Here is a 21,272-nt window from a genome sequence, read left to right as displayed (position 1 = left end):
CTCCTAGTACTTCTCAACCATTTGATCAGCAAATTCTTTAAAACTTCTTCTCAAATGAGTTCTGTATTTGATTTTTGATAATTTCTTAACTCTTGATGATTCAGCATCTGTTGTATAAACTGTTGTTCCTTCTTTAACAATCTCATCCAAGATACCATTAATATTTAAATCATCGGCATCTTTAACGTGACCTAAAACAATCTTATTTATCTTTTGGGACGAATCAATATCTGCTAGTCCCCAATCCTTCTTATAATCAAAGATATCGTTTCTTAAGCGCATGTCATTATGATTAGATACCAAAGATTTAATATCCTTTTGATTTACCGGATAATTATTGAATGATACATCGCCATTCAAAATATCCTTAGTAAATTGATTAATTTGTTCAGCATACTTCCGGTCATCCACTTTATCAGAAATATTCTTAATTTCAGTAGCTGTTTTATTAGCTGAATCCAAGTCGTCATCATGATACTGATTCATCAAATCAGCAATAAGTTCTTCTAAGTAATCGTAATTCACACGAATTGCTTTGACATGTTCCATCTGTAAATCTACTTGTGAAATATCAACATGATCCATAATTGCAATTCTTCTTTTAACTTCATTCTTGAGGGATGTCGTCAGAATTTCTTCTTTATCAATAGTCATCCCTAATTTACCCAATAATTCTTCAGGATGTTCTTCATCATAACTGTCATCCTGTTTAATCATAGACATTAGATGATTATACTTTCGCAAACTAGAGTACATTTCTTTTACCTTATTATCATTATCAGGGACCCTAGTGAAATTACTTGAATAATCCGCTAATTGATCGACAACCTTCTTTAATTCATCTTTTGTTTCTTCTACTGGAGGGACAATCACTTCTACGGGTTCAATTGGCAAAACTAATTGAATATTGGCAGAATCTCGATTGGCATATTTAGCCAAGGCCTTCTTCATTAATACCTCTGTATGATGTGGCCAGCGATAGTTAACGATACGACCAAAAGGTTTAGTCTGCATATCATAAACACGATTGGTTCTCGAATACGCCTGAATCAAAGCTGCCCCCTGTAAAGTTCTATCAACATACAACGTATTCATCTGAGGAGCATTGAATCCGGTTAACAGTTGATCAACAACAATAACGATATCAAAATATTTCCCATCATCAATTGTACGGTTTAATCTGGAAACCACCTGAGCTGTATACTCTTTAACTTGTGTATCATCAAAACTAGTACCAAACGTCTCATTATAATCCTTCATGATTTCTCGCAAAGACTCATTATTCTTCAATTGTTTATCACTATTAGAGGTATCTTGACTGAAAGTGATACCAACACGCAATGGTTTTTCCAAATTAACATTCTGCTTTTTAAATTCTTCATAATACTTCATTGCCATAGGAGTAGATGCTTTCCCTCCACCAACATGTGTTGTGAATAATGCATTATATTCACCATTACGCGAGCGTTTGCTCCAATTCTTGATGATATCTTTAACTACCAGCTCAATGTGCTTAGGGTTATTATCATAAACTGATGGCTCTACAGTATCGTCCATATCTTCATCAGCCATATCGTCAATTCTCATCTCAATATCTTGTTCAGACATTGATGGATAACGTGCTTTAAAATAGGCGGGTAAATATTGCTCTCTTAAAACCGAATCTGATAAGGTCGTTTCAAAGTCTACTTTAAATCCTAAAACGTTCCCATCCGCAATTGCATCCCGAATTGTATAAGCATGAATCAAATCACCGAAAACTTCTCTGGTAGTTGGATGTGTATCGAAAACTGGCGTACCAGTATAACCAATCCAAGCTGACTTTCTAAAGCCATCTTTAATTCGTTTCAACATGTCACCAGAAGTCGAACGGTGTGCCTCATCAACAATAAATACAATATTCTTGTTAACTTGATTAAAATTACTACTTCTAACCATTGAATCCATCTTTTGGGTAGATGTAACAATAATTCCGTTGCCTTTTTTATTAAGTTTTCTTTCAAGAGCCCAACGGTTAGCTGTATCAGTTACAACCCCGCCGTTACTTTCCTCCGTATTTTCAGGATCATATGCTTTATATTCATCAACCGTCTGATTCGTCAATGCAACACGATCAACCAAGAAAACTACTTTATCAACATTTGGTAATCTTGAGGCCAACCACGCAGCTTTAAAAGAACTAATTGTTTTACCAGATCCTGTAGTATGCCAGACATATCCAGCACCAGAATCATCAATTCCAAAGGTATGCTGACGGATTTTCCTGATGACTCTTTGCGTTGCATAAACCTGATAAGGACGCATGACTTTAATCATCTGATGTTTGGGAGTACCATCCAAAATCATATAATTGGTTGCCATTTGATGCGACATCGGAATCGACAACATATTATTAGCAAATTCTTTCCAATCAAAAACAGGTTTATTATCATCAGCTTTTTGCCAACGGAAAGCAAAATCAGTATTAAATTTATCAGCAGTTGAATTAGCCATATAACGACTATCATGTGGCGTAATTGCCACTAATATTTGCAATGTCGAAAAAATATCAGTGTATTGATTTTCTTCAATATATTGATGCATCTGGTTCAATGCCTCTTTAGCATCATGACCATCGGCCTTTTCCTCAATCTGAATAATTGGCAAACCATTAATTAATAATGTGGTGTCAAAACGACGTGCCTTTCTTCCTGGAATAACGGCTGGACGCTCAATTTGGTTAACAATCTGGTAAATAGTATCTCCAGCGCCAATATTATCCTGATCGAAAATCTTCAAATAGACATGCTTACCATTGTCCAAATCAACTTCTACTTGCGAGATTCCATTCATCCCATACAAAAATTGACCCGCTTGATATGGAGTCTCCAATTGCCCAATGATTACCTTTATCTGTTTAAATTCAACATCGGATAATTTTCCGTCTAATCGATCTTGATTATGTTGCTCGACGATGACTTTAAAATTTTGCCATAAATCGTCTGTTGTTTTAACTTCTGGCAAATAATCCCATTGCTTTGTTCCACCTAGATTGACTAAATAATCAATCAAATTACTTTCGAAAGCCAATTCATTAGTCTCCAAACTCATGATATTCCCCCGAATAACTGTAAATTAGACTAAAAACAAATTTATATATATTTATCGTTTAATCAATGTAAATTTGTTTTTACACTCTTTACTTATTCTATCAGATAAAAAGCTAACAAATTGTCGTAATTTTCCTGTATAAGAAATTAAATAGACAAGCTATTCCCCAACGAAATAACCTGCCTATTATTTATTTTTCATAAATATTTTTTAATGGTTTAAATATTCTTCGTAAATCATCAAAATTACTGGGGTACGCATTCGAACCATAATATTCATTTTTAGTCCCATCTTGATAATAAACTTCGACCGTCCACTGTTCGCCATCCATAACATGACTATTGTTGTATTTATGATGCCAATCTTCAAAATGTAGTCGTTGTAATTTACGATCCAATTTCAAAATATCCGCTTCAGAAAGCGAAATTTCCAAACTTTTTCCTGGTTTTAACAGCCTCGGGAAATTATTGGTCACAAACATTAGTTTTTTATCAAAATCTATCCAGTATATATCTGAAGGTGGTTCAAAACCAGCACTTACAAATTCTATTTTAGCAATTTTCATAATGCTACCTCTTCAATGGGTTTGCTATATATCGCCAAAAAGCTTATCCAAATTGATTTCATGTTGCAGTGGACTTTTATTTATCTGTACTAAGATTCCAGAATCTTCATACTTTTGAATAGTTTCTTTGACTTTAATCTTCTTATACATTTTTGTATTAGTTTTATATAGCATATTTATCAATGCAGTATCTTTCACTCCCAAAGAACTATCAATATTGAATAATTTTGATTCTATAAAAACAAATAATAGATTAAATTCCATATTGTTTTCCGTATCATCAATTTTTAGTATTTCTTTTAATTTTACAAAATACTTTTTAAGCATATCTAATGACTCATTTAATTTATCTAAAACTGAATTTTGACCTTCTAAAATAATTTCCATCATTTTTTGAATAAAGAAAGTTAGCTCGGCCCTATTCTCATATAAATCTGCATCCTTAAATATCTTATAGTACTTGGATTGATTACTATGTATTGAGCTGGATATTGATAATGCCGTATAAGGATCAATTTTTTTGCTTAAATATTGTGACAACAGATATCTTCCCATACGACCATTCCCATCCATAAAAGGGTGTGTGTTCTCAAACATAAAATGAGTAACCAAAGCCTTCTCTATAGGTGGAATACTTTCATTATTCATAAAATCAATCAATGATAGTAATTTATCTTTAATAGCTTTTTCATTTATTGGAGGTCTGTGAACTGTTTCTAGATCAGTTCCAATTCTAACTGGTTTATCCCTAAAGTATTCTACATCCGGAAGTTTTCCTTCCTCTATTTCGCCATCAGTTAATTTGTCATATATATCTCTTAATTTTTGAAAATCATTAATTCTAATTTCTGGCTCATTTAAAATATCAATATACTTTTTTACAGTAGAAACCAATCTTTTTTGATTGGTTTTATTGTTAGTTTGCAAATCATCAACAACAGTTCCGATTTCTTTTCTCTCGGTTTTGACTCCTTCAATTTCATTACTAAATTGTATTTCATTAGTTAATAATGAATTTGTGTAACTCTCCTGAGCAATTCCTGGTAAAGAATAACTTAGCTTTTTAATTTGACTGGATTTTTTTCTAATATCGGCGTTCAAACGCACCATATCCTTTGTTTCAATAAAGAATATAGGATAGTCATCGTATTGTTTCTTATTTTTATCTGTTAACATGGGAAAAAGTCCTGTTTTAAATGATGAATAACCATTTAATCTACTTTCATACTCTTTTTGAACATTAATAGAATCATCAGTACTACTCATATAATTTAAAATAGATAACGGTTTCAATTCCATAATGTAATTACCTCGAACTTTAATTTACTGTTCAAACATTTGATTTCTATTTTGATATTTTACCATTATATTAAAGTTCATGTGTCATTTTTCTATTCAACTTTAATATTTAGTCAAAATATTGAAGTTGAGTGGCATTTTAAACAGTCAACTTTAATATTTGGCCATAATATTAAAGTTGACTGTCATTTTATTCAATCAATTTCAATATTTACCTAAAATATTGAATTCAATTTCATTTCTCTTATATTCGTTATTATTTTATGGCCAATAATTAAAACACGAAATGCTTCTCTTACAATCTTATTTGATTAACAATCATTTTATATCTAAAAAAACACCATCGATAGACCTTACCGATGGTATTTCATTTCAATTTCCTTATTACTCTCCTGAAGGTTGAATGGTGAAAAATCAATCTAGCCATTACTATTACAGACTTAGAGTTAATTTATTTAAATAATCAGAAATCCTCATTTTATTCCCGTTATTAAAAAAATAAACTAGTTGGAAGAACTGAGAGTATTCATTTGCAGCGAAAGTGGCGTTATTGCTTCAGCAATTACACCACCGGGCGTGTTGAAAACTCGCGGGTTTTGCGAGGCTTCAACCGAGGTTCGAGACCGCTTTCTGGCTCGGACCGTTCCGCGCAGCAATTGAATACTCTCGGCTCTGGAAACGGCATACTTAACTAAACTTTCAACCTTTAGTCAATCAAATATTAAAGTTCAAAAAATCTGTCATTCAGAAAACTGATTTCTAAACATAATTAATCTTTAAATTACCAAGTGAAACTCGACCAACAATCGTAATATCAGGACTATCAATATCATTTTCAACATTTCCAACTTCGGTGATATTCCCCATATTATTGTCCAATCCTTTAATGATATTCCAATTACGTGGTACGAATAATTCTGCTCCACCTAGAGACACATTAACGCTGATCGTGGCAGTATCATTAACTTTCACATTATCAAAATAAACTTTAGCATCACCCATCGACACATCAATATTAGCGGAACTAAAATCATCTGATTTCACATAACGAATACTGCTGCCCATCTTTACATAAACATTCACATCTGGGTCATCAACAGTCTTAACATCAGGTTCTGATGTATAGTCAAAGCTATAAAATGGACCATGATGACCTTTAGAAAAATTTTTGTGATAGTTCATCCAAGGACGATGCTTAGCCAATAATGGACGAAAAATCATCGATAAACCAATTGATACCAACAATGCTGCTCCCAAAAGTGTCCATGGGACAATTGCCGTAATTCCCAATGGTTTAGCATACACTATTCCTAGAAACGCCAGTGAAAAGACTGTCCCCGGGATTGAGAAATAAACTAAACTCTTTATCAAAACGGCCGCTAGAAATATAGTAACTACCACTGTCCAAAATCCAAATGAGTATGTAAGCAAGTGCATCTGACTAACAACCAAAATAGCTGCACTCAGCACCAGAAAAATACCCCAGAAAATTCCATTTCTATTTCTCATTTTTAAAACTTCCTTTGCTTTAATTTATCTTTTAAATCATGTAAAAAACGTCGTGAAACATAAATTTGCTTATACGTATTTTTAAATTGAACTAAATTCCCCGTAACCGAACGTGATAACGACAGAATTTCATCAACATTCAAAATTGTTGATTTCGAAACTCGTAAAAAATTATCAGGTAAATTTTCTTCAAGTTCATATAACCGATAATGGGTTAGAAAGGCATTGTTAGTCGTGTGAGCATAAACATTTCGATCATTGGTTTCGAAAAACAAAATATCCTTTATTGCCAACGAATAAACCGTCTCATCAAGATAACCATTAAGATGATTAAATCTTTCTTCAATATCTTTTAGACCATCTAAAATCTGTTGCACTTCATCGTCCTTTTGAGCGGCCTTGATCACGATTTCCTTTTCCTGATAATCTGGTGAAATATCTAGTTTAATCTTCACATCAACTCACCCCCCTTTCATTACATGTATTACACCACATCAAGGTTTGAGTGTATAGGGAATTCGCCTAAGAGGTTCATTTTAGAAACTAAGTGGCATTAAAATAACCTGGATCATAAATATTATTATTATTTTTCCAGCTAAACACAAAAAGGCAATGTAATCTTAAATTAGATTACATTACCTCTTTAATTTAGTAACTAAAGGTTGAAAGGTGAAAATTAATATAACCATTGTTGTTAAAGGTCTAAAGCTAATTTATTTAAATAATCACAAGTCTTAGTTTTAATATTCCTGCCACAAAAGAACAAACTAGTTGGAAGAGCTGAGAGTATTCATTTGCAGCGAAAGTGGCGTTATTGCTTCAGCAATTACACCACCGGGCGTGTTGAAGACTCGCGGGTTTTGCGAGGCTCCAAACAACCGAGGTTCGAGACCGCTTTCTGGCTCGGGCCGTCCCGCTCAGCATATGAATACTCTCAGCTCTGGAAACGGCATACCTACCTAAACTTTCAACCTTCAGTTTAATAATAGAAAGTTAACTATATTCTGTCCCAATCTCTAATCCCAATTACAAAATTTAAATTCAATCATTTCAGCATTTCCACACCGAGGACACTGCCAAAATTTATTTTGATCAACAAATTTCAACTGCGTTTTACCAGCAGTTCCCTTCGCAAACGTCACTCGCTGCAAGTAGTTATCACAATATGGACAATGGTATTTTGGTTCCACTTCTCCGACTTTAAAATAAAACTTATCAAATAGATAGAAATCTTCCGGACAAGCATAGAGTTCATGCCCATAATTATCGGAAATTTCTGCTCCTGAGGCTACCGCTTTTAAAACCGAATCACTGATTTCTTTATCGCCCACTAATTCCGTCAATAGTGGCTTTTCACCTTTAAAAACATTTTCTGCTGAATATAACATACCGATACCCAACAGCGCATTAATCTCATAACCGCAGTTACTGCAACGTAAATCGTGGCTCTGTCCCATGTTCGACATCCTTTCTAAAATCTGCTAAAAATGTTATTCTATTGTACAATTATTACTATAATAGTTGAGGAGGAATTCTATGCAATCTGTAGATAAAGTAAGAACTTCTGGTCTAGCAAGATTCACATCCCTAGTTTATCTCTACACGGGATTGGGTATCGCCCTATGGACCATTAGTGCACAAGTAATCGCTAATAGCAAAGCTCTTTCAATGGCGATTTTTCAAGGAATGGCACAACATCGTATCATTTCCATGATTTTAATGATCGGTATTCCAATTGGTTTCATCAGTTTATGTAGTCGCTTGGCCACGAGGTCGTATTTCTTAACATTCTTGAGTTACGTTGGATTTATAGTTACCTTATCAGTTATTGGTGTACCAGTCTTCTACCTATATTCAGCAAGAAGTATCGTCCAAACATTGTCAGTTACAGCTGGTGCCTTCGTTGTTTCAGCCGTTATTGGTTTCGTTACTAAGAAAGATTTAACATCATGGAGTAGAACTTTATTCACAGCCCTAATTGCCGTTATTGTAGTGGAATTACTAAATGTTTTAATTTTCCACAGTTCAACAATGATGATGATTGTCAGTGCCGCTGTTATTATTTTATTCCTATTCTACATCGCTTTCGATTCACAAAATATCAAACGTATTTACCAAAATTACTCTGACGCAGAGAGCTTAGGTGCTATCGCCTTAGTTGCTTCAATTAACTTGGTTCTTGATTTCGTTAACTTGTTCATGAGTATCATTCAAATTTTTGGTAATAATAACTAGTAGTAAGGAGCGGAACGAAACATGTTCCACTTTTGTGCATTAAAACAAATAGACGTAATAATCCCAAATTGGGAATTATTACGTCTATTTATTTAAAGAAAAAAGTTATGTTTTGTCGCAAGCCAAGGCCATAATGACTTTATATCAAACTTTTTTTATTTTTCTGGAGTAATCAATCTATCCTCAATAACTACAATGGATCTAGTATCAATCTCCATGGATATCTTATTATCATTCGTAAATTCCAATTCATCTATTTTTAATGCACCCTCTTTTACAACAATTCTTAGATTCTCTTCAGGACAAATAATTTTTTTAAATTCAACCAAAGATATATCTTCTGAAACGATTCCATAGGTATCTGGATCATAATTGAGCAAGACAGTATAATCTTCTGCAAAACAACTGGCTTCTTTAACAATTAAACTCGTTATTATTAAAGATTGGTTGAGATTCAATTGGCTTCTATCAGTTATAACTGCCATATCTATGGACGTTTGAACTGATGTTATGGTCGCACTGTTTTCAGCATATAAAGTACCTTTATGATTTGAATTATTTCTGATTACGCATTTTTGTAAATATACATCTGCTCCTAAAGCATGAAATATTGGACGTTCAGTTTCGGATTCAAAAACACAATTCTTAAAAAAGCATGTTGCTTTCTTCTTTAAAGTTAGCCCTGCATCTTCATTAGGCGTAACAATCGTCATATTCTCCATATAAAATTTAGCATCCTCATTTATCAAAAATTTGGCATTTAACCTAACATCTTTGGGATTATCGGTTTCTCCTTTAAATCCCACGTTAATACCAAATTCAAACTGCATGCTATCTGGAATGAAGTATTCTCCACTTTCAAATATAACTGTATCCTCAGATTCTATTGCTTGTATCATTGCTTCAAAGTCATCAACTTTAGATCCATGCTTTATCTTGTACAACTTCCCCATTCAAATTATTCTCCTTTAATAAAAATGAAAGCTTTTTATATATGATTATACTAAAATCCAAATTCTTGCACTACACGCAATAAGGTAGTAGTATTACCTGCTCACGAGAGAATTCGGAAACTATCAGTCCTCAATTGCTATGCTTCCGGTTTTTTCGTGAGTTGAAATTTTTTATTTCAATCCATTATAAATATGATCTATATTCCACTTCATCATTGAATAATACGTATCTCCTGAGGTTCCCTTTTTGGCTAATGAATCCGTAAAGATTTTTGAATAAATCTCTAAGCCTGATTCCTTGGCAACCTTATCCATAGATTTCGGTGAAACAGACGATTCAACAAACAAATGTTTTACATCCGAATTATTAATTTTGCTCAATACAGATTTCATCTGCTCGGGGGTTCCTTGAGCTTCTGTATTGATCTCCCAAATATATGCTGGTGTGACGTGGTAGGCTTCAGAGAAATACTTGAAAGCTCCTTCAGATGTCACCAATAAACGCTGCTTTTCTGGGATTTCCAAATACTTCGATTGTGCCTGTTGATGTAATTTTTCTAATTTAGCAATATATTCATCAGCATTATCCTCATAAAATTTAGCATTCTTAGGATCTTTTTGCTTCAGAACGTTAGTAATCGTGCGGACATACTTGATTCCATTGTCTAGATCCAACCAAGCATGCGGATCTTCTTCATCTTTATTTGTCGTTAGATGCTTAGCTTCCACATCCTCACTAGCTGAGAAGACTTCCCGACCAAACTTCTTATGCGAAGTTTCAACCAACTTAGTGAACCAACCATTGCCGCCCGTTTCTAAATTCAAACCATTATGAAAAATCACATCGGCGTCAGTGGCCGCAGAAACATCACTTGGTTGAGGTTCATACTCATGCGGATCAGTCCCACGTTTAACAATACTGTAAAGCTCAATTCGATCTTTTCCAACATTATGAACCATATCTTCCAAAATTGAATTAGTCGTAACAACTTGTATTTTTTCATTATCAGCGACTGAATTGGCACCGTTATCACGGTGATGTAGGAAAAAATATACCCCACTGATCATTGCAACAACACCGACAAGCGTTATAAAAAATCGTTTCATCGGGCCACACTCCTTTTCAACTTAAAGAAGTTTTGTTTTGGTGATGCTACAAATGAAATTGCAAATAATAATGCGGCGACAATTACGATTGCCGGACCAGAGGCCCAGTTGAATGTGTAACTAAAATACAGACCTGTCATTGATGATGCAACGCCAACAACAGCCGATAGTACAAGCATGATACCCAATTTATCAGTCCATAGGAACGCCGTAGCTGCCGGTGTGATCAACATGGCGACCACCAAGATAATTCCGACTGTTTGTAACGCTGAAACAGTCACCAGTGTCAAAATCAACATCAATGCATAGTGAATCACTTGAACATTCAAACCATAAGTTTTGGCATAAGTTTCATCAAATGAGGTTACTAATAGCTCCTTATAAAAAGTTACGACGAAAAGAATCACAATTCCGAGAACAATTGCTGTTGTCATGATATCCGAATCACTAACTGCCAGAATATTTCCAAACAGAATGTGATGTAAATTAGTTGAACTTTCAGCCATGGATATCAAAATGAAGCCCAACGCATAAAAGGCACTGAAAACGACACCGATCGAGGTATCAGTTTTAATTTTACTATGTGAAGCTACAAACCCAATCAGTAATGCAGCCAAGACACCAAAGACTGAGGCACCAATCAAAATATTGATTCCTAACATGTAGGCCACGGCCACTCCGGGTAAGACGGCATGAGAAATGGCATCCCCCATCAAAGACATCCCTCGCAAGATGATAAAACTACCAATGATTCCGGACATAATTCCGACCATAACTGCTGTTAATAAAGCACTTTGCAAGAAATCATACTTTCCTAATGCATGAATAAATTCAATAATCGATGTCATCACTGCACACCTTCCTTTTCCTGAAACAATACCGAAGAAAGATCTGCACTAAAGGCACTTTCAATATTCTTAGGGTTGTAAACTTCCCGAGCTGGTCCAAAATCGACGATACCATGATTCAAAATAACTAAATCATCAAAGTATTTGGTAACTTTGTTCAAATCATGATGAATAACAATAATCGTTTTGTTCTCATCGCGCCATTGCTTAAGGATTTTCATAATTGCAGTTTCACTCTGCAAATCAATTCCCACGAATGGCTCATCTAAAATGATGATTTCAGCCCTTTGAACAATTGCACGAGCCACGAAAACACGTTGTAGTTGTCCTCCTGAAAGATTTCCAATTTGACGTTTAGCAAATTCGGTCAATGAGACCTGTTCTAAAGCATCTAAACTAGCTTGCCTCTCAGCCTTACCTGGACTCTTAAACAAGCCTAATTTTCCATAAGTTCCAGTTAGAACTAAATCAAAAACATCGATTGGAAAAGTTAAATCTAAATCCTTTCGTTGCTCAACATAGGCAACTTTTTTTTGAACTGATTTCATTGACTGTCCATCATAGTCAACAGTTCCTTGGCGTACCTTGATCAAATTTAAAATAGCTTTAATCAGCGTTGATTTACCTGCACCATTCGGTCCAATGATTCCAGTGATCTTACCAGCGTTAAAATTAACGGCAACATCAGAAAATACTGGTGTGTCATCGTAAGCGACAGTGAGGTTCTTAACATTTAGCATAAAGAGCCTCCATTCTTTAACGGATTTCTCCGTTCTATTGTTAGAGTATCATACACTTCATGACGTTTCAATTAAAAAGTTAGGTAAACTTAAATTTAATTTTGTACTTATATTAATAATTATTATTTTTGATTCGTTGAGTTTATTTTATTTGCCGTCTCCAGAGCTGAGAAATATTCACTGGCTGTGCGGACCGGTGGTGTAAGAGCTAAAGTTCTAACACCACTTCCACTGCCCACAAATATTTCTCAGCTCTTCCGACTAATTGATTTTTAGTAAAAAGTCTATATTATCCTCTTCAAGCGACATTTAATTATAATCTTTCCTTTATTCCTAGAAATCTATTAAATTAATCTTCAAAAAATTATTAACTAGCACAACACATGCAAAATAATAATCATAGTACTGTTTAATTAATTTTAGCATCCCTCAAATACATCATTAATCGAAATAAAAATGGCAAAGCCTTAATAGGGTTCTTTCTTAAATTTGATTATAGAAGTATCTCAATGATTATTTTAAAAGCATTTATGTCAATCATTAAATATTAAAACTAGCAAAAATGAGTTGTATCACACCTAATTGTTTGATTCTTTATGTGTGATACAACTCATTTTTATGTAATTTATCCATTAGAAATTATTCTGTCTCATAAAACTGACAAACTAGTCGGAAGGAATGAGAATATTTACCTGCTGTGGGTGTGGCGTTAGAACGGCGCTTTTTGCCGTTCTTACACCACCGGGCGTGTTTGAAGACTTTCCGGTCTATGGAAAGTCTTCAAACCGAGATTCGAGACCGCTTATCAGGCTCGGATCGGTCCGCATAGCAGGTGAATATTCTCAGTCCTGGAGACGGCTAACTTTAACCAAATTATAGTGTGTCAGCCAATGTCCAATCAACTACGCCATTGTATTTCCCAGCTTGATTCAATTTTTTACTTCTTAAGAAAATACCACTAGTGCTAGTCCAGCTCTTAGAAACATCAGTATCTTGTTCACCAACTTGTGTTTTCACACCATTAGCAATATTAACTTCATTATTGGTCAATTGGTTTTCAACACCTCCGGAACTAAGGTATACCATATCTCCATTAAATGGTGTGCTTCCGTTATACAGACCGTCTGTTGAGGCTGACAATTTCCAAGTATTATCCGCGCTGACTTCACGGCCATCATTTACTGTAATATCCCAATTCCCTTCGCGAGAAATCAGGCGTGATGCTGGCAACTGATTCACAGTCTTAAATTCATAACTATTATTAACTGTTAATGAAAGTGAACCAGTTTTCGTGATTATAACTGTTGATGTACTTGAACGATTTCCATCTTTATCCATGACATAAACTTCCAAAGTATTAGATTGTTCAGTCAATTTGTCTGCGGGAACATTGAAATTAAGTTTCCCCGCACCATCAGTACTACTCAAAGTAGTCGTTGTTAAATCAGTATCCGGATCGGTTCCAGTACCCTTTAATTTGGCATAAACTGAAACATCCGGATTAGTTACAGTCGTTCCATCTGTATAAGATACAGTTCCCGTAATATTAGCATCTTTATTAGGACCAACTGATATAGTACTTTGATCCAAACTTAAATTGATTGGTTTACTCTTCTTAATAATAAATGAGGGCGAATCAACATCCTTAATCAAGGTATCACTGTCAATTGTAGAGCGTGTGCTAGCAACAGTTGTATCGGCATCAACGGAATTTGCCACCCCATATATGGAGACAACCGCCGATGTTTCACCTGAACTACTTAAGCTTTTACTTAATGGATACTTACTAATCGTTGTTCCACTAAGATAGTTTGCAGGAATTTGTTCTACGGATCCATCACTATAGGTAACGGTTCCAATATTACCACTTGCATCTGGTGTATAAGTTACATTTCCAGGCAAGTTCAAATCAGCTACAATATTTTCCCAATCATCACGGCCACTGTCATAAGTCAGATTATAATTTATTGCTAAATTGTCATTTGAATTAACTGTCCCACCACTAGTCACATCTTTATTTTGTGATTTATCGGTAATTGTTGCTGTAGCATCACCTTCAACAGAAGAAGGAATTGATTCGAAAGCAATTAGATTGGCTTGATAATTCTGACCAGTTGTCGCTGTAAATCCCCAGCGCAAATGGTTATTGGGAACAACTCCAAACTCCTTAGGATCTATAGCCGCCGTCGTAACTTTGATTGGGTTAGTTCCTTTTGATCCATCAGGATTCTTATCATTGAAAGAATAGGTTGCTTGAAAACTTATTGGATCCCACTTCACCGTCAAGTGATGCCATTGCCCATCGTGAAGTGTCACTGGTACTGTTCCTAAGTGATTCTGAGTATAGTAATATCCCCCAGTAGTGGTTCCAAAAAATCCAGTTACTGGTGCACTACCAGCTCGATTATAGGTTGCTTTGTCATGTGGATACCCGTACGCAATATGCTGTCCAGAAATTCCCATATCGAAACCATCGGCACCACCTAAGGCACCTGAATTATTAGTGTTTGTATCAAATTCCAAGGCCCAACTTCTATCAATCGCTGTATCTGCAATTGTTTGTGTATCAGAAACAGTTTTATCATTATCTAGTCCCCAAACACCAAGGGTTTCACCTGCTCCCAATACTGTTCCTTTATGCGAGAATGCCTTAACACCGTCACTGGAATTTTGGAGAACAAAAGCCATTCCATCACCAAAGTCACCCGCAGCCGAATGTGATTTGGGGCCAAAGTAAAGCCACATTGACAATGTTTGTTTCTTAGTAATATCAATATAGTTACCACCATCAACATTCGACCAAATGGCAGCTGCTTGACCAGTATTATATGTCATTCTAATAGCCCGCAAATCACCATATGGTGAACCAGTTGCGCTCATCAGTGCTGCCATATTGTTAGCGTTTGTATAACCACTAAAATCTCCTTTAGTAAATAAGGTGCTATCCAATCCCAAATTATCTGGGGCTGTTGACAATCCTGCATTTTGTTCCGCTAAAGCAGATGTACTATCTGCCGCTTTAACAACCGTTGAACTATTTGAAATACTCAAAATACTTATAAAAAAGGCGACACAAATCAACCCCACAATATTTAACTTTTTTATTTGTAATCCCTCAATTTCATAAATATTTAATTTATTTTCCTCATAAATCCTTATATATTATATACACATCATTTTTAAAATACATCTTCTGGCTTATAATTTTCATGAAAATAATTCAAAAAAAAGAAAACCCATCTCTAGTTGATGGATTTTCTTTTTTTTGAATTATTCTCAGTTGAAGATCGAAAGGTGAGAAATTAATCTAACTATTATTACAGGCTTAGGCTAATTTATTTAAACAAGCAGAAGTCTTTATTTCACTGTTCCGCTATTAAAAAAATAAACTAGTTGGAAGAGCTGAGAGTATTCATTTGCAGCGAAAGTGGCGTTATTGCTTCAGCAATTACACGACCTAAGATTCGAGACCGCTTCCCAGGCTTGGGCCGTTCCGCACAGCAATTGAATACTCTCAACTCTGGAAACGGCATGCTTAACTACAAACTTTTTAGTTTTCAGAAATTGCCTTATTAACAGCATCCTTTTCATCTTCAATCAAGTTAACGTTAGTTTCAACAATCTTGATATCCATTTGAATTTCACGAGTCAATCCAGGTGTATTAACTTTTGGTTCAAAGAACTTTTTAAATTCAGCCAAACGTTCTGGAGTATGGAAAATCATCGATGTAACAGTGATATATGTTGAGAATTCCATATCGCCACCAACTGTCTTTTCCAACCATGGCCAGTCATTTCTGATCCAGTCCCAAGCATCTTGTTGAGCTTCTTTATTGGCCAAAGTACCACGATACCATGAACGTAAATCTTGTGGCTTAATAGTATCGGCATCCTCAAATTTCGTAATTAACTTGTGGATCAATGCGGCATCAGGTGTACTTGTGATAGCAACTGAAAGATCCTCTTTGTAACTCGGATCAGCAGTTTTAACATAGTCGTTCAATAAGTTATCGAATAATTCCGCAGAACCGTAGTTCTTAACTTCATTTCTCAAAACAAAGAGACGAATATCAGCTGATAGGCCAATCAAATTATCTTTATTCTCAGTAAAAATTTCATGAGCCTTAGCAATAGCGCCTTTGTTTTCAGCGTACAAGGCAGCGTTCAAAACATATGGACGTGTCAATTGATCGTCATTTGATTCGCCGGCTTTTGGTTCCCAGCCTAAACGAGCAACTTGTTTAGCACTCAATTTGTCAAATAACGCTTGTAGATTCTTTTCTTCAGTGAAACCTGGTTTAACAAATTTCTTCAAGTTGTTAGCAACACGATACAACGCTGCATTAACAACAGTTGAAGGATTTTCAGAAAACTTACTTAGCAATGGCACGATTGAAGCGTATGAAATTTCACGAGCATCAGCCAATAGACGCAAGTCTTGTAGGATACCTAATTGAGAAATATTGTCGATTGAATCAATATTATCCAAAATATCTTTCAACAATGTTTCGTCATACTTAACAATAAAGTGTGAATTATTACCAACATTCAAGCGGAATGGCTCATTAGCATCCTTGTGTAAATCTTCATAGTCACCAACGACAACAGTTTTATCAGCCATAATCTTAGGAGCAGCACCGTAGTTACTGTTCAAAGGAATTTGCCATAGACGAGCTTCATCCTTACCTTCTCCGATAAAGAATTGTTGCTGTGACAATGTAATCTTGCCATCAATAACACTTGCTGAAACAACTGGATAACCTGGTTGTTCAAGCCATGAGTGCATGATTGAACCGACATCAATTCCAGAGGCATCACCTAAAGCATTCCAAAGATCATCACCTTTGGCATTGCCGTAACTATGTGCTTCAAAGTATTTCTTCAAACCGGCACGTAAATTATCGTCACCTAACAATGCCCGGACCATAACAAGCATTCTGGCACCTTTAGCATAAACGATAGCTGAATCAAACAAGGCGTCGATTTCAGCCGGATTATTAACTTGAACATGGACTGATTGAACACCATCTGTCGCATCACGTTGCAAAGCAGCCGGGACATCAGATGTTTGGAACATTTCCCAGACATGCCAATCAGGTTCGATAGCATCAACTGAAACGTATTCCATCATGTTGGCAAAACTTTCGTTCAACCATAAGTCATCCCACCACTTCATAGTTACAAGATCACCAAACCATTGGTGAGCTAATTCGTGTGTAATGACAGTGGCAACAAGTTGTTTGGTATCAAGTGAAGTATTGTCAGAATCAACCATTAAGTAAGCTTCACGATATGTTACAAGACCCCAGTTCTCCATCGCACCGGCAGAGAAATCAGGCAAAGCCAATTGCCATGAATGTGGAAGTGGATATGGAGTTTGATAGAAATCTTCGTAGAATTCGATAGCACGTTTGGCAATATCAACCGCGAAATCTAATTCTTTAGCCTTGTGAGCTTTAGTAGCAAAGACGCCGACCTCAACCCCACTCTTAGTTGTCACAACTTTACTTTGCAAATCGCCGAAGGCAAAAGCGATTAAGTAAGTTGACATCTTAACAGTTGTATCAAAGTAGTGAATCCCATTTTCCGTTCTAATTTCAGGCATATTGGCCAGAATTGTTTCGCCAGGTTGTTCATCATACTTGATTGCCATATCAAACTTAGCTTTGGCCTCAGGTTCATCGATACATGGGAAAGCTTGGCGAGCAAATGTTGTTTCAAATTGGGTACCAATAATTTGTTTCTTCTCACCATTAACTTCGTAGTATGAAGGATAAATCCCCATCATGGAGTCAGTCAATTTAGCATTATAAGTGATTGTCAAAGTTGTTGTACCAGCTTGTGGCAAATCAATGTTTAAAGCATCATTTTCATCATCAGTTGTAAATGGAACATCTTTGCCATCTGCTTGGACAGTTTCAACATTCAAATATTTTTGATTAATTGCGATAGATGGTACTGTAGCTTCACCATCAATGACAGTCTTACCAGAAATTTGTTTTGTGCCACGGTTGATATCAATAAAGACATCATAGCGACTAGGTTGAAATTTGTCATAAAAGCGTGTTATTTCAGTCATAAGTTCCCCTTTTTTAATCGTTCTTTAATATACTTCTAATTTATTATAATCTTTAATATATATTAGTTTCAATATAAAAAGAATAGTAATTTAATATGTCGCCTCTGGTGCCAACAATTTTTGGCTCCGCAGACGGCATATTTAACTATTACTACAAGTTATCAATACCTAGATAGCTTAGCAAAAATAAACTTATGTCCCAAGTTAAATGATTTCTAGTTCAATATGAATTTCAATTATAATTCTAAAGGTTGAAAGTTTGATGCATTATGCCGTTTCCAGAGCTGAAAGTATTCATATGCTGCGCGGTACGATCCGAGCCAAAAGACGGTCTCGGATCTCGGTTGGAGCCTCGCAAAATCCGCGAGTCTTCAACACGCCCGGTGGTGTAATTGCTGAAGCAATAACGCCACTTTCGCTGCAAATGAATACTTTCAGCTCTTCCAACTAGTTTTTTTATAATAAGAATGTCCGACTGTGATCTCTTGCCATTTAACTAAATTGGTAAATAAATTGAATTTAGGACTGTAACAGCAATATTTATATCACTTTTTCACCTTTAAAACTTCAATTATAATTGATGAAATTGATGATTTTTAGTTTTCTTCAATTGTAATTGAAGAAAATGGACTTTCCGTAAAATATATTGAGATTGGTTATTATCGTGAAATAGGCGTTTCAATAAGATTCCTAAACAGAGTCGAACAAATTATTATCCACTTTCGAACACTAACCTAAATAAGAGTGACAACCCTGTTTCTTGGTTATCACTCTTATTTAGGTTAAGCAAAAAAATTATATTTTATCTCAACATTTTCATTAAACATCACAAATCGTGTCCAACTCTTTAACCAAATTATACCAAATTTCGTCAGCATGTTCTGATTCAGCCACACCCTTATTTTCAAAACCATTTTTCTCATAAAATGGTACATTTTTATCCAAACTAGTTAAAGAAATACTCTCTCTTTTAGCCTGACAAGCATTTTCCACCACTGCATCTAACAATTTACTTCCTATACTACGTCCGCGATATTTCGGATCAACTGCAATTGTAAAGATAATTTGATGCCCACCTGTTTTAAGATTTGTCGGCGTTTGTTCATACATCCAATCTTCAACATATGGTTCTTTGGTAGCCGGCCCAACAACGAATCCTGCTACTTTATTGTCTATTTTGGCAACTAAAAATGTGTCGGCCAACTTGTTTATGCGGTCACGATATTGTTCCTCAGTTCCCGCTTCTTCTGGTGTAAAACCTAAGCGTTCAATTCGTAAAATATCAGGTAAATCGTCCATTATTACATGTGTTATTTCCATTTTAAAAACTCCATGATTTTTAGTAAGTGCTAGCAACTTGATTAGAAATAATCCATTGCCCGTTTTGTTTAGTAAAATACATCTTCATTTGTAGCGGCCAGGTATTGATACCTCCGCCCCATATTTTAGCTTGGACTTGATTTTGTCCAATCAGACTTGCCTTATCACCTTTAATTTCAACATTTTTGATAGCATCTTCTTTAGAAGACAAGTACTGCATCTCATCATTTTGAATCTGATCGATCCACTCCAATTTTGGTTGAACATAACCTGTCATATGAGTCAATTTCATTGATGATGCTAAAATAGTGTCCAATTTAGAAAGGTTCTTTTCAACCATAGCCTTATTTTCATCACGATATAATTGCATAATTTCTTCTTTGTCAGTCATCTTTTTCACGCCTTCTGATTTAATTTACAAGAATCATAATACCGTGCTGATCGTTTCAGAGCTATTTCAATTACAGTAATGATTGATAAGTGATACTTATACAAAGCTTTCCTTCAATAAATCGGCAAAGCTCTCAATATAAAAGCCTGAATTTCCCGCCTGCCAATAAGCGTAATAATTTTGCGTCAACTCACGATTATCCTTAACCAATTTAATCATTTTAACAATATCCTGATTCAACTGATTTTTCATACGAGCATTAATAATCAAATAACCTTGGTTAGAGGCAACCAACATCTGTGCTTCATCGTAATTTCTCGCAAAAGTGATCTCACTTCTGACACCTAGTATTTCACGATAATACGACTCATCAGTTGCCGGATTATCACTATCAGAAATTAAAATACAAGGTATATCAGCTAAATCCGCAATATCAATTTTTTCAGTTCCAACAGGTAATGATCGACTAACCGCTACCATAAATTTACTTGAGGTCAAAAATTCATTTTGATATTCATTTGATAAAGCACGTCTTTGATCGGAAAAATTCAAATCAATCTTGCCAGTTCGCAACAATTCGTATAGCTCTTCATGATTGCCACTAGTAATATGAATTTTCACTTGCGGATATGCCTGCGTAAATTTAGAAACAGTTTGGAGAAATTCAGTCGTACCAAAGCTTCTCAAATAACCAATATTTAAATTTACAGCATCTTTTTTGACAATTTTTTTCGTATTCGCAACTAATTGATCAACATTAGCCAAAATATCCTGACTGTGCGTATAAAAATATTGTCCAGCCTCAGTAACTTCAAAACTGCGCCCCTTACGTTCCAAGAGTTTTAATCCCAGATTACTTTCTAGCTCTTTCATTTGCTGAGAAATAGCCGATTGAGAAATATTGCATTCAACTGCCGCTTGCGTAAAACTATGATTCTTAACGATTGCGATAAAGTATTGCATCTGTTGAAACATAAATTTCGCCTCAAATATGTATTTTTCACCATTATACCAGTTCGAGCCAACCTTTGGCTCGAACCGACCCACACAACAAAATTCCTTCCTCGAAGCCTTCGGTGGCACAAAAAAATAACCTCTTTCGAGGTTATTTGCTATTTAACTAAAGGTTAAAATTT

General features: G+C 35.2%; 16 protein-coding genes. 1 reads left to right on the top strand and 15 read right to left on the bottom strand.

Annotated features, from left to right (window positions below; genetic code table 11):
* Positions 1-3 precede the first annotated feature (3 nt).
* The 6 genes from FFM71_RS01010 to FFM71_RS00985 form a co-directional block, all read right to left on the bottom strand.
* On the bottom strand, positions 4-3,090 hold the full coding sequence (locus tag FFM71_RS01010; protein WP_137610315.1) for a type I restriction endonuclease subunit R: 3,087 nt from the start codon (positions 3,088-3,090) through the stop codon (positions 4-6).
* A gap of 190 nt (positions 3,091-3,280) precedes the next feature.
* Positions 3,281-3,655, bottom strand: a complete 375-nt coding sequence (locus FFM71_RS01005) for a hypothetical protein (RefSeq protein WP_137610314.1) — start codon at positions 3,653-3,655, stop codon at positions 3,281-3,283.
* Between the two features lie 24 nt (positions 3,656-3,679).
* Positions 3,680-4,954 (bottom strand): Fic family protein, encoded by a 1,275-nt coding sequence (locus FFM71_RS01000; RefSeq protein WP_137610313.1) that lies wholly within the window; start codon positions 4,952-4,954, stop codon positions 3,680-3,682.
* 759 nt (positions 4,955-5,713) lie between these two features.
* Positions 5,714-6,463, bottom strand: coding sequence for a LiaF transmembrane domain-containing protein (locus tag FFM71_RS00995; protein ID WP_137610312.1), 750 nt, complete (start codon positions 6,461-6,463; stop codon positions 5,714-5,716).
* 2 nt (positions 6,464-6,465) lie between these two features.
* On the bottom strand, positions 6,466-6,918 hold the full coding sequence (locus FFM71_RS00990) for a LytTR family DNA-binding domain-containing protein (protein ID WP_137610311.1): 453 nt from the start codon (positions 6,916-6,918) through the stop codon (positions 6,466-6,468).
* A gap of 561 nt (positions 6,919-7,479) precedes the next feature.
* Positions 7,480-7,929 (bottom strand): hypothetical protein, encoded by a 450-nt coding sequence (locus FFM71_RS00985; RefSeq protein ID WP_137610310.1) that lies wholly within the window; start codon positions 7,927-7,929, stop codon positions 7,480-7,482.
* A gap of 70 nt (positions 7,930-7,999) precedes the next feature.
* On the opposite strand from FFM71_RS00985, the gene FFM71_RS00980 reads away from it, so the two are divergent.
* Complete coding sequence (locus tag FFM71_RS00980; protein WP_137610309.1) at positions 8,000-8,698, top strand: Bax inhibitor-1/YccA family protein; 699 nt, start codon at positions 8,000-8,002, stop codon at positions 8,696-8,698.
* Positions 8,699-8,853: 155 nt separating this feature from the next.
* Here FFM71_RS00980 and FFM71_RS00975 read toward each other — a convergent pair whose 3' ends face one another.
* The 9 genes from FFM71_RS00975 to FFM71_RS00935 all read right to left on the bottom strand — a co-directional run bounded on the left by FFM71_RS00975 (position 8,854) and on the right by FFM71_RS00935 (position 21,111).
* A complete protein-coding gene (locus FFM71_RS00975; protein WP_137610308.1) occupies positions 8,854-9,651 on the bottom strand; it encodes a hypothetical protein in 798 nt (265 codons plus the stop codon).
* A 171-nt stretch (positions 9,652-9,822) separates the two neighbouring features.
* Positions 9,823-10,758, bottom strand: coding sequence for a metal ABC transporter solute-binding protein, Zn/Mn family (locus tag FFM71_RS00970; RefSeq protein WP_137610307.1), 936 nt, complete (start codon positions 10,756-10,758; stop codon positions 9,823-9,825).
* Positions 10,755-11,606 carry a metal ABC transporter permease gene (locus tag FFM71_RS00965; RefSeq protein WP_137610306.1) on the bottom strand — a complete coding sequence of 284 codons (852 nt, stop codon included), beginning with the start codon at positions 11,604-11,606 and terminating at the stop codon, positions 10,755-10,757. Before FFM71_RS00965 ends, FFM71_RS00970 begins: the two co-directional genes overlap by 4 nt.
* Positions 11,606-12,346, bottom strand: coding sequence for a metal ABC transporter ATP-binding protein (locus FFM71_RS00960; RefSeq protein ID WP_137610305.1), 741 nt, complete (start codon positions 12,344-12,346; stop codon positions 11,606-11,608). Before FFM71_RS00960 ends, FFM71_RS00965 begins: the two co-directional genes overlap by 1 nt.
* 873 nt (positions 12,347-13,219) lie before the next feature.
* Entirely contained in the window at positions 13,220-15,433 is a 2,214-nt protein-coding gene (locus tag FFM71_RS00955) for a hypothetical protein (protein ID WP_137610304.1), read from the bottom strand.
* A gap of 463 nt (positions 15,434-15,896) precedes the next feature.
* On the bottom strand, positions 15,897-18,425 hold the full coding sequence (locus FFM71_RS00950) for a M1 family metallopeptidase (RefSeq protein WP_137610303.1): 2,529 nt from the start codon (positions 18,423-18,425) through the stop codon (positions 15,897-15,899).
* Between the two features lie 819 nt (positions 18,426-19,244).
* Complete coding sequence (locus FFM71_RS00945) at positions 19,245-19,745, bottom strand: GNAT family N-acetyltransferase (protein WP_137610302.1); 501 nt, start codon at positions 19,743-19,745, stop codon at positions 19,245-19,247.
* Between the two features lie 19 nt (positions 19,746-19,764).
* The gene (locus FFM71_RS00940; protein ID WP_137610301.1) at positions 19,765-20,136 is read right to left on the bottom strand and encodes a nuclear transport factor 2 family protein; all 372 of its coding nucleotides are present in this window, start codon (positions 20,134-20,136) and stop codon (positions 19,765-19,767) included.
* Between the two features lie 96 nt (positions 20,137-20,232).
* A complete protein-coding gene (locus tag FFM71_RS00935) occupies positions 20,233-21,111 on the bottom strand; it encodes a LysR family transcriptional regulator (RefSeq protein WP_137610300.1) in 879 nt (292 codons plus the stop codon).
* Positions 21,112-21,272: the final 161 nt, after the last annotated feature.

This window comes from Companilactobacillus huachuanensis (assembly GCF_005404815.1).
Classification (GTDB): domain Bacteria; phylum Bacillota; class Bacilli; order Lactobacillales; family Lactobacillaceae; genus Companilactobacillus; species Companilactobacillus huachuanensis.
This window is presented reverse-complemented; position numbering and strand designations above follow the sequence as displayed.

What these genes read in the sequence shown, in the direction of transcription:
- FFM71_RS00940 (WP_137610301.1), bottom strand. Translation starts at nt 20,136, where the DNA reads ATGACTGACAAAGAAGAAATTATGCAATTATATCGTGATGAAAATAAG.
- FFM71_RS00965 (WP_137610306.1), bottom strand. Translation starts at nt 11,606, where the DNA reads ATGACATCGATTATTGAATTTATTCATGCATTAGGAAAGTATGATTTC.
- FFM71_RS00960 (WP_137610305.1), bottom strand. Translation starts at nt 12,346, where the DNA reads ATGCTAAATGTTAAGAACCTCACTGTCGCTTACGATGACACACCAGTA.
- FFM71_RS01000 (WP_137610313.1), bottom strand. Translation starts at nt 4,954, where the DNA reads ATGGAATTGAAACCGTTATCTATTTTAAATTATATGAGTAGTACTGAT.
- FFM71_RS01010 (WP_137610315.1), bottom strand. Translation starts at nt 3,090, where the DNA reads ATGAGTTTGGAGACTAATGAATTGGCTTTCGAAAGTAATTTGATTGAT.
- FFM71_RS00945 (WP_137610302.1), bottom strand. Translation starts at nt 19,745, where the DNA reads ATGGAAATAACACATGTAATAATGGACGATTTACCTGATATTTTACGA.
- FFM71_RS00980 (WP_137610309.1), top strand. Translation starts at nt 8,000, where the DNA reads ATGCAATCTGTAGATAAAGTAAGAACTTCTGGTCTAGCAAGATTCACA.
- FFM71_RS00995 (WP_137610312.1), bottom strand. Translation starts at nt 6,463, where the DNA reads ATGAGAAATAGAAATGGAATTTTCTGGGGTATTTTTCTGGTGCTGAGT.
- FFM71_RS00950 (WP_137610303.1), bottom strand. Translation starts at nt 18,425, where the DNA reads ATGACTGAAATAACACGCTTTTATGACAAATTTCAACCTAGTCGCTAT.
- FFM71_RS00935 (WP_137610300.1), bottom strand. Translation starts at nt 21,111, where the DNA reads ATGTTTCAACAGATGCAATACTTTATCGCAATCGTTAAGAATCATAGT.
- FFM71_RS00970 (WP_137610307.1), bottom strand. Translation starts at nt 10,758, where the DNA reads ATGAAACGATTTTTTATAACGCTTGTCGGTGTTGTTGCAATGATCAGT.
- FFM71_RS01005 (WP_137610314.1), bottom strand. Translation starts at nt 3,655, where the DNA reads ATGAAAATTGCTAAAATAGAATTTGTAAGTGCTGGTTTTGAACCACCT.
- FFM71_RS00985 (WP_137610310.1), bottom strand. Translation starts at nt 7,929, where the DNA reads ATGTCGAACATGGGACAGAGCCACGATTTACGTTGCAGTAACTGCGGT.
- FFM71_RS00975 (WP_137610308.1), bottom strand. Translation starts at nt 9,651, where the DNA reads ATGGGGAAGTTGTACAAGATAAAGCATGGATCTAAAGTTGATGACTTT.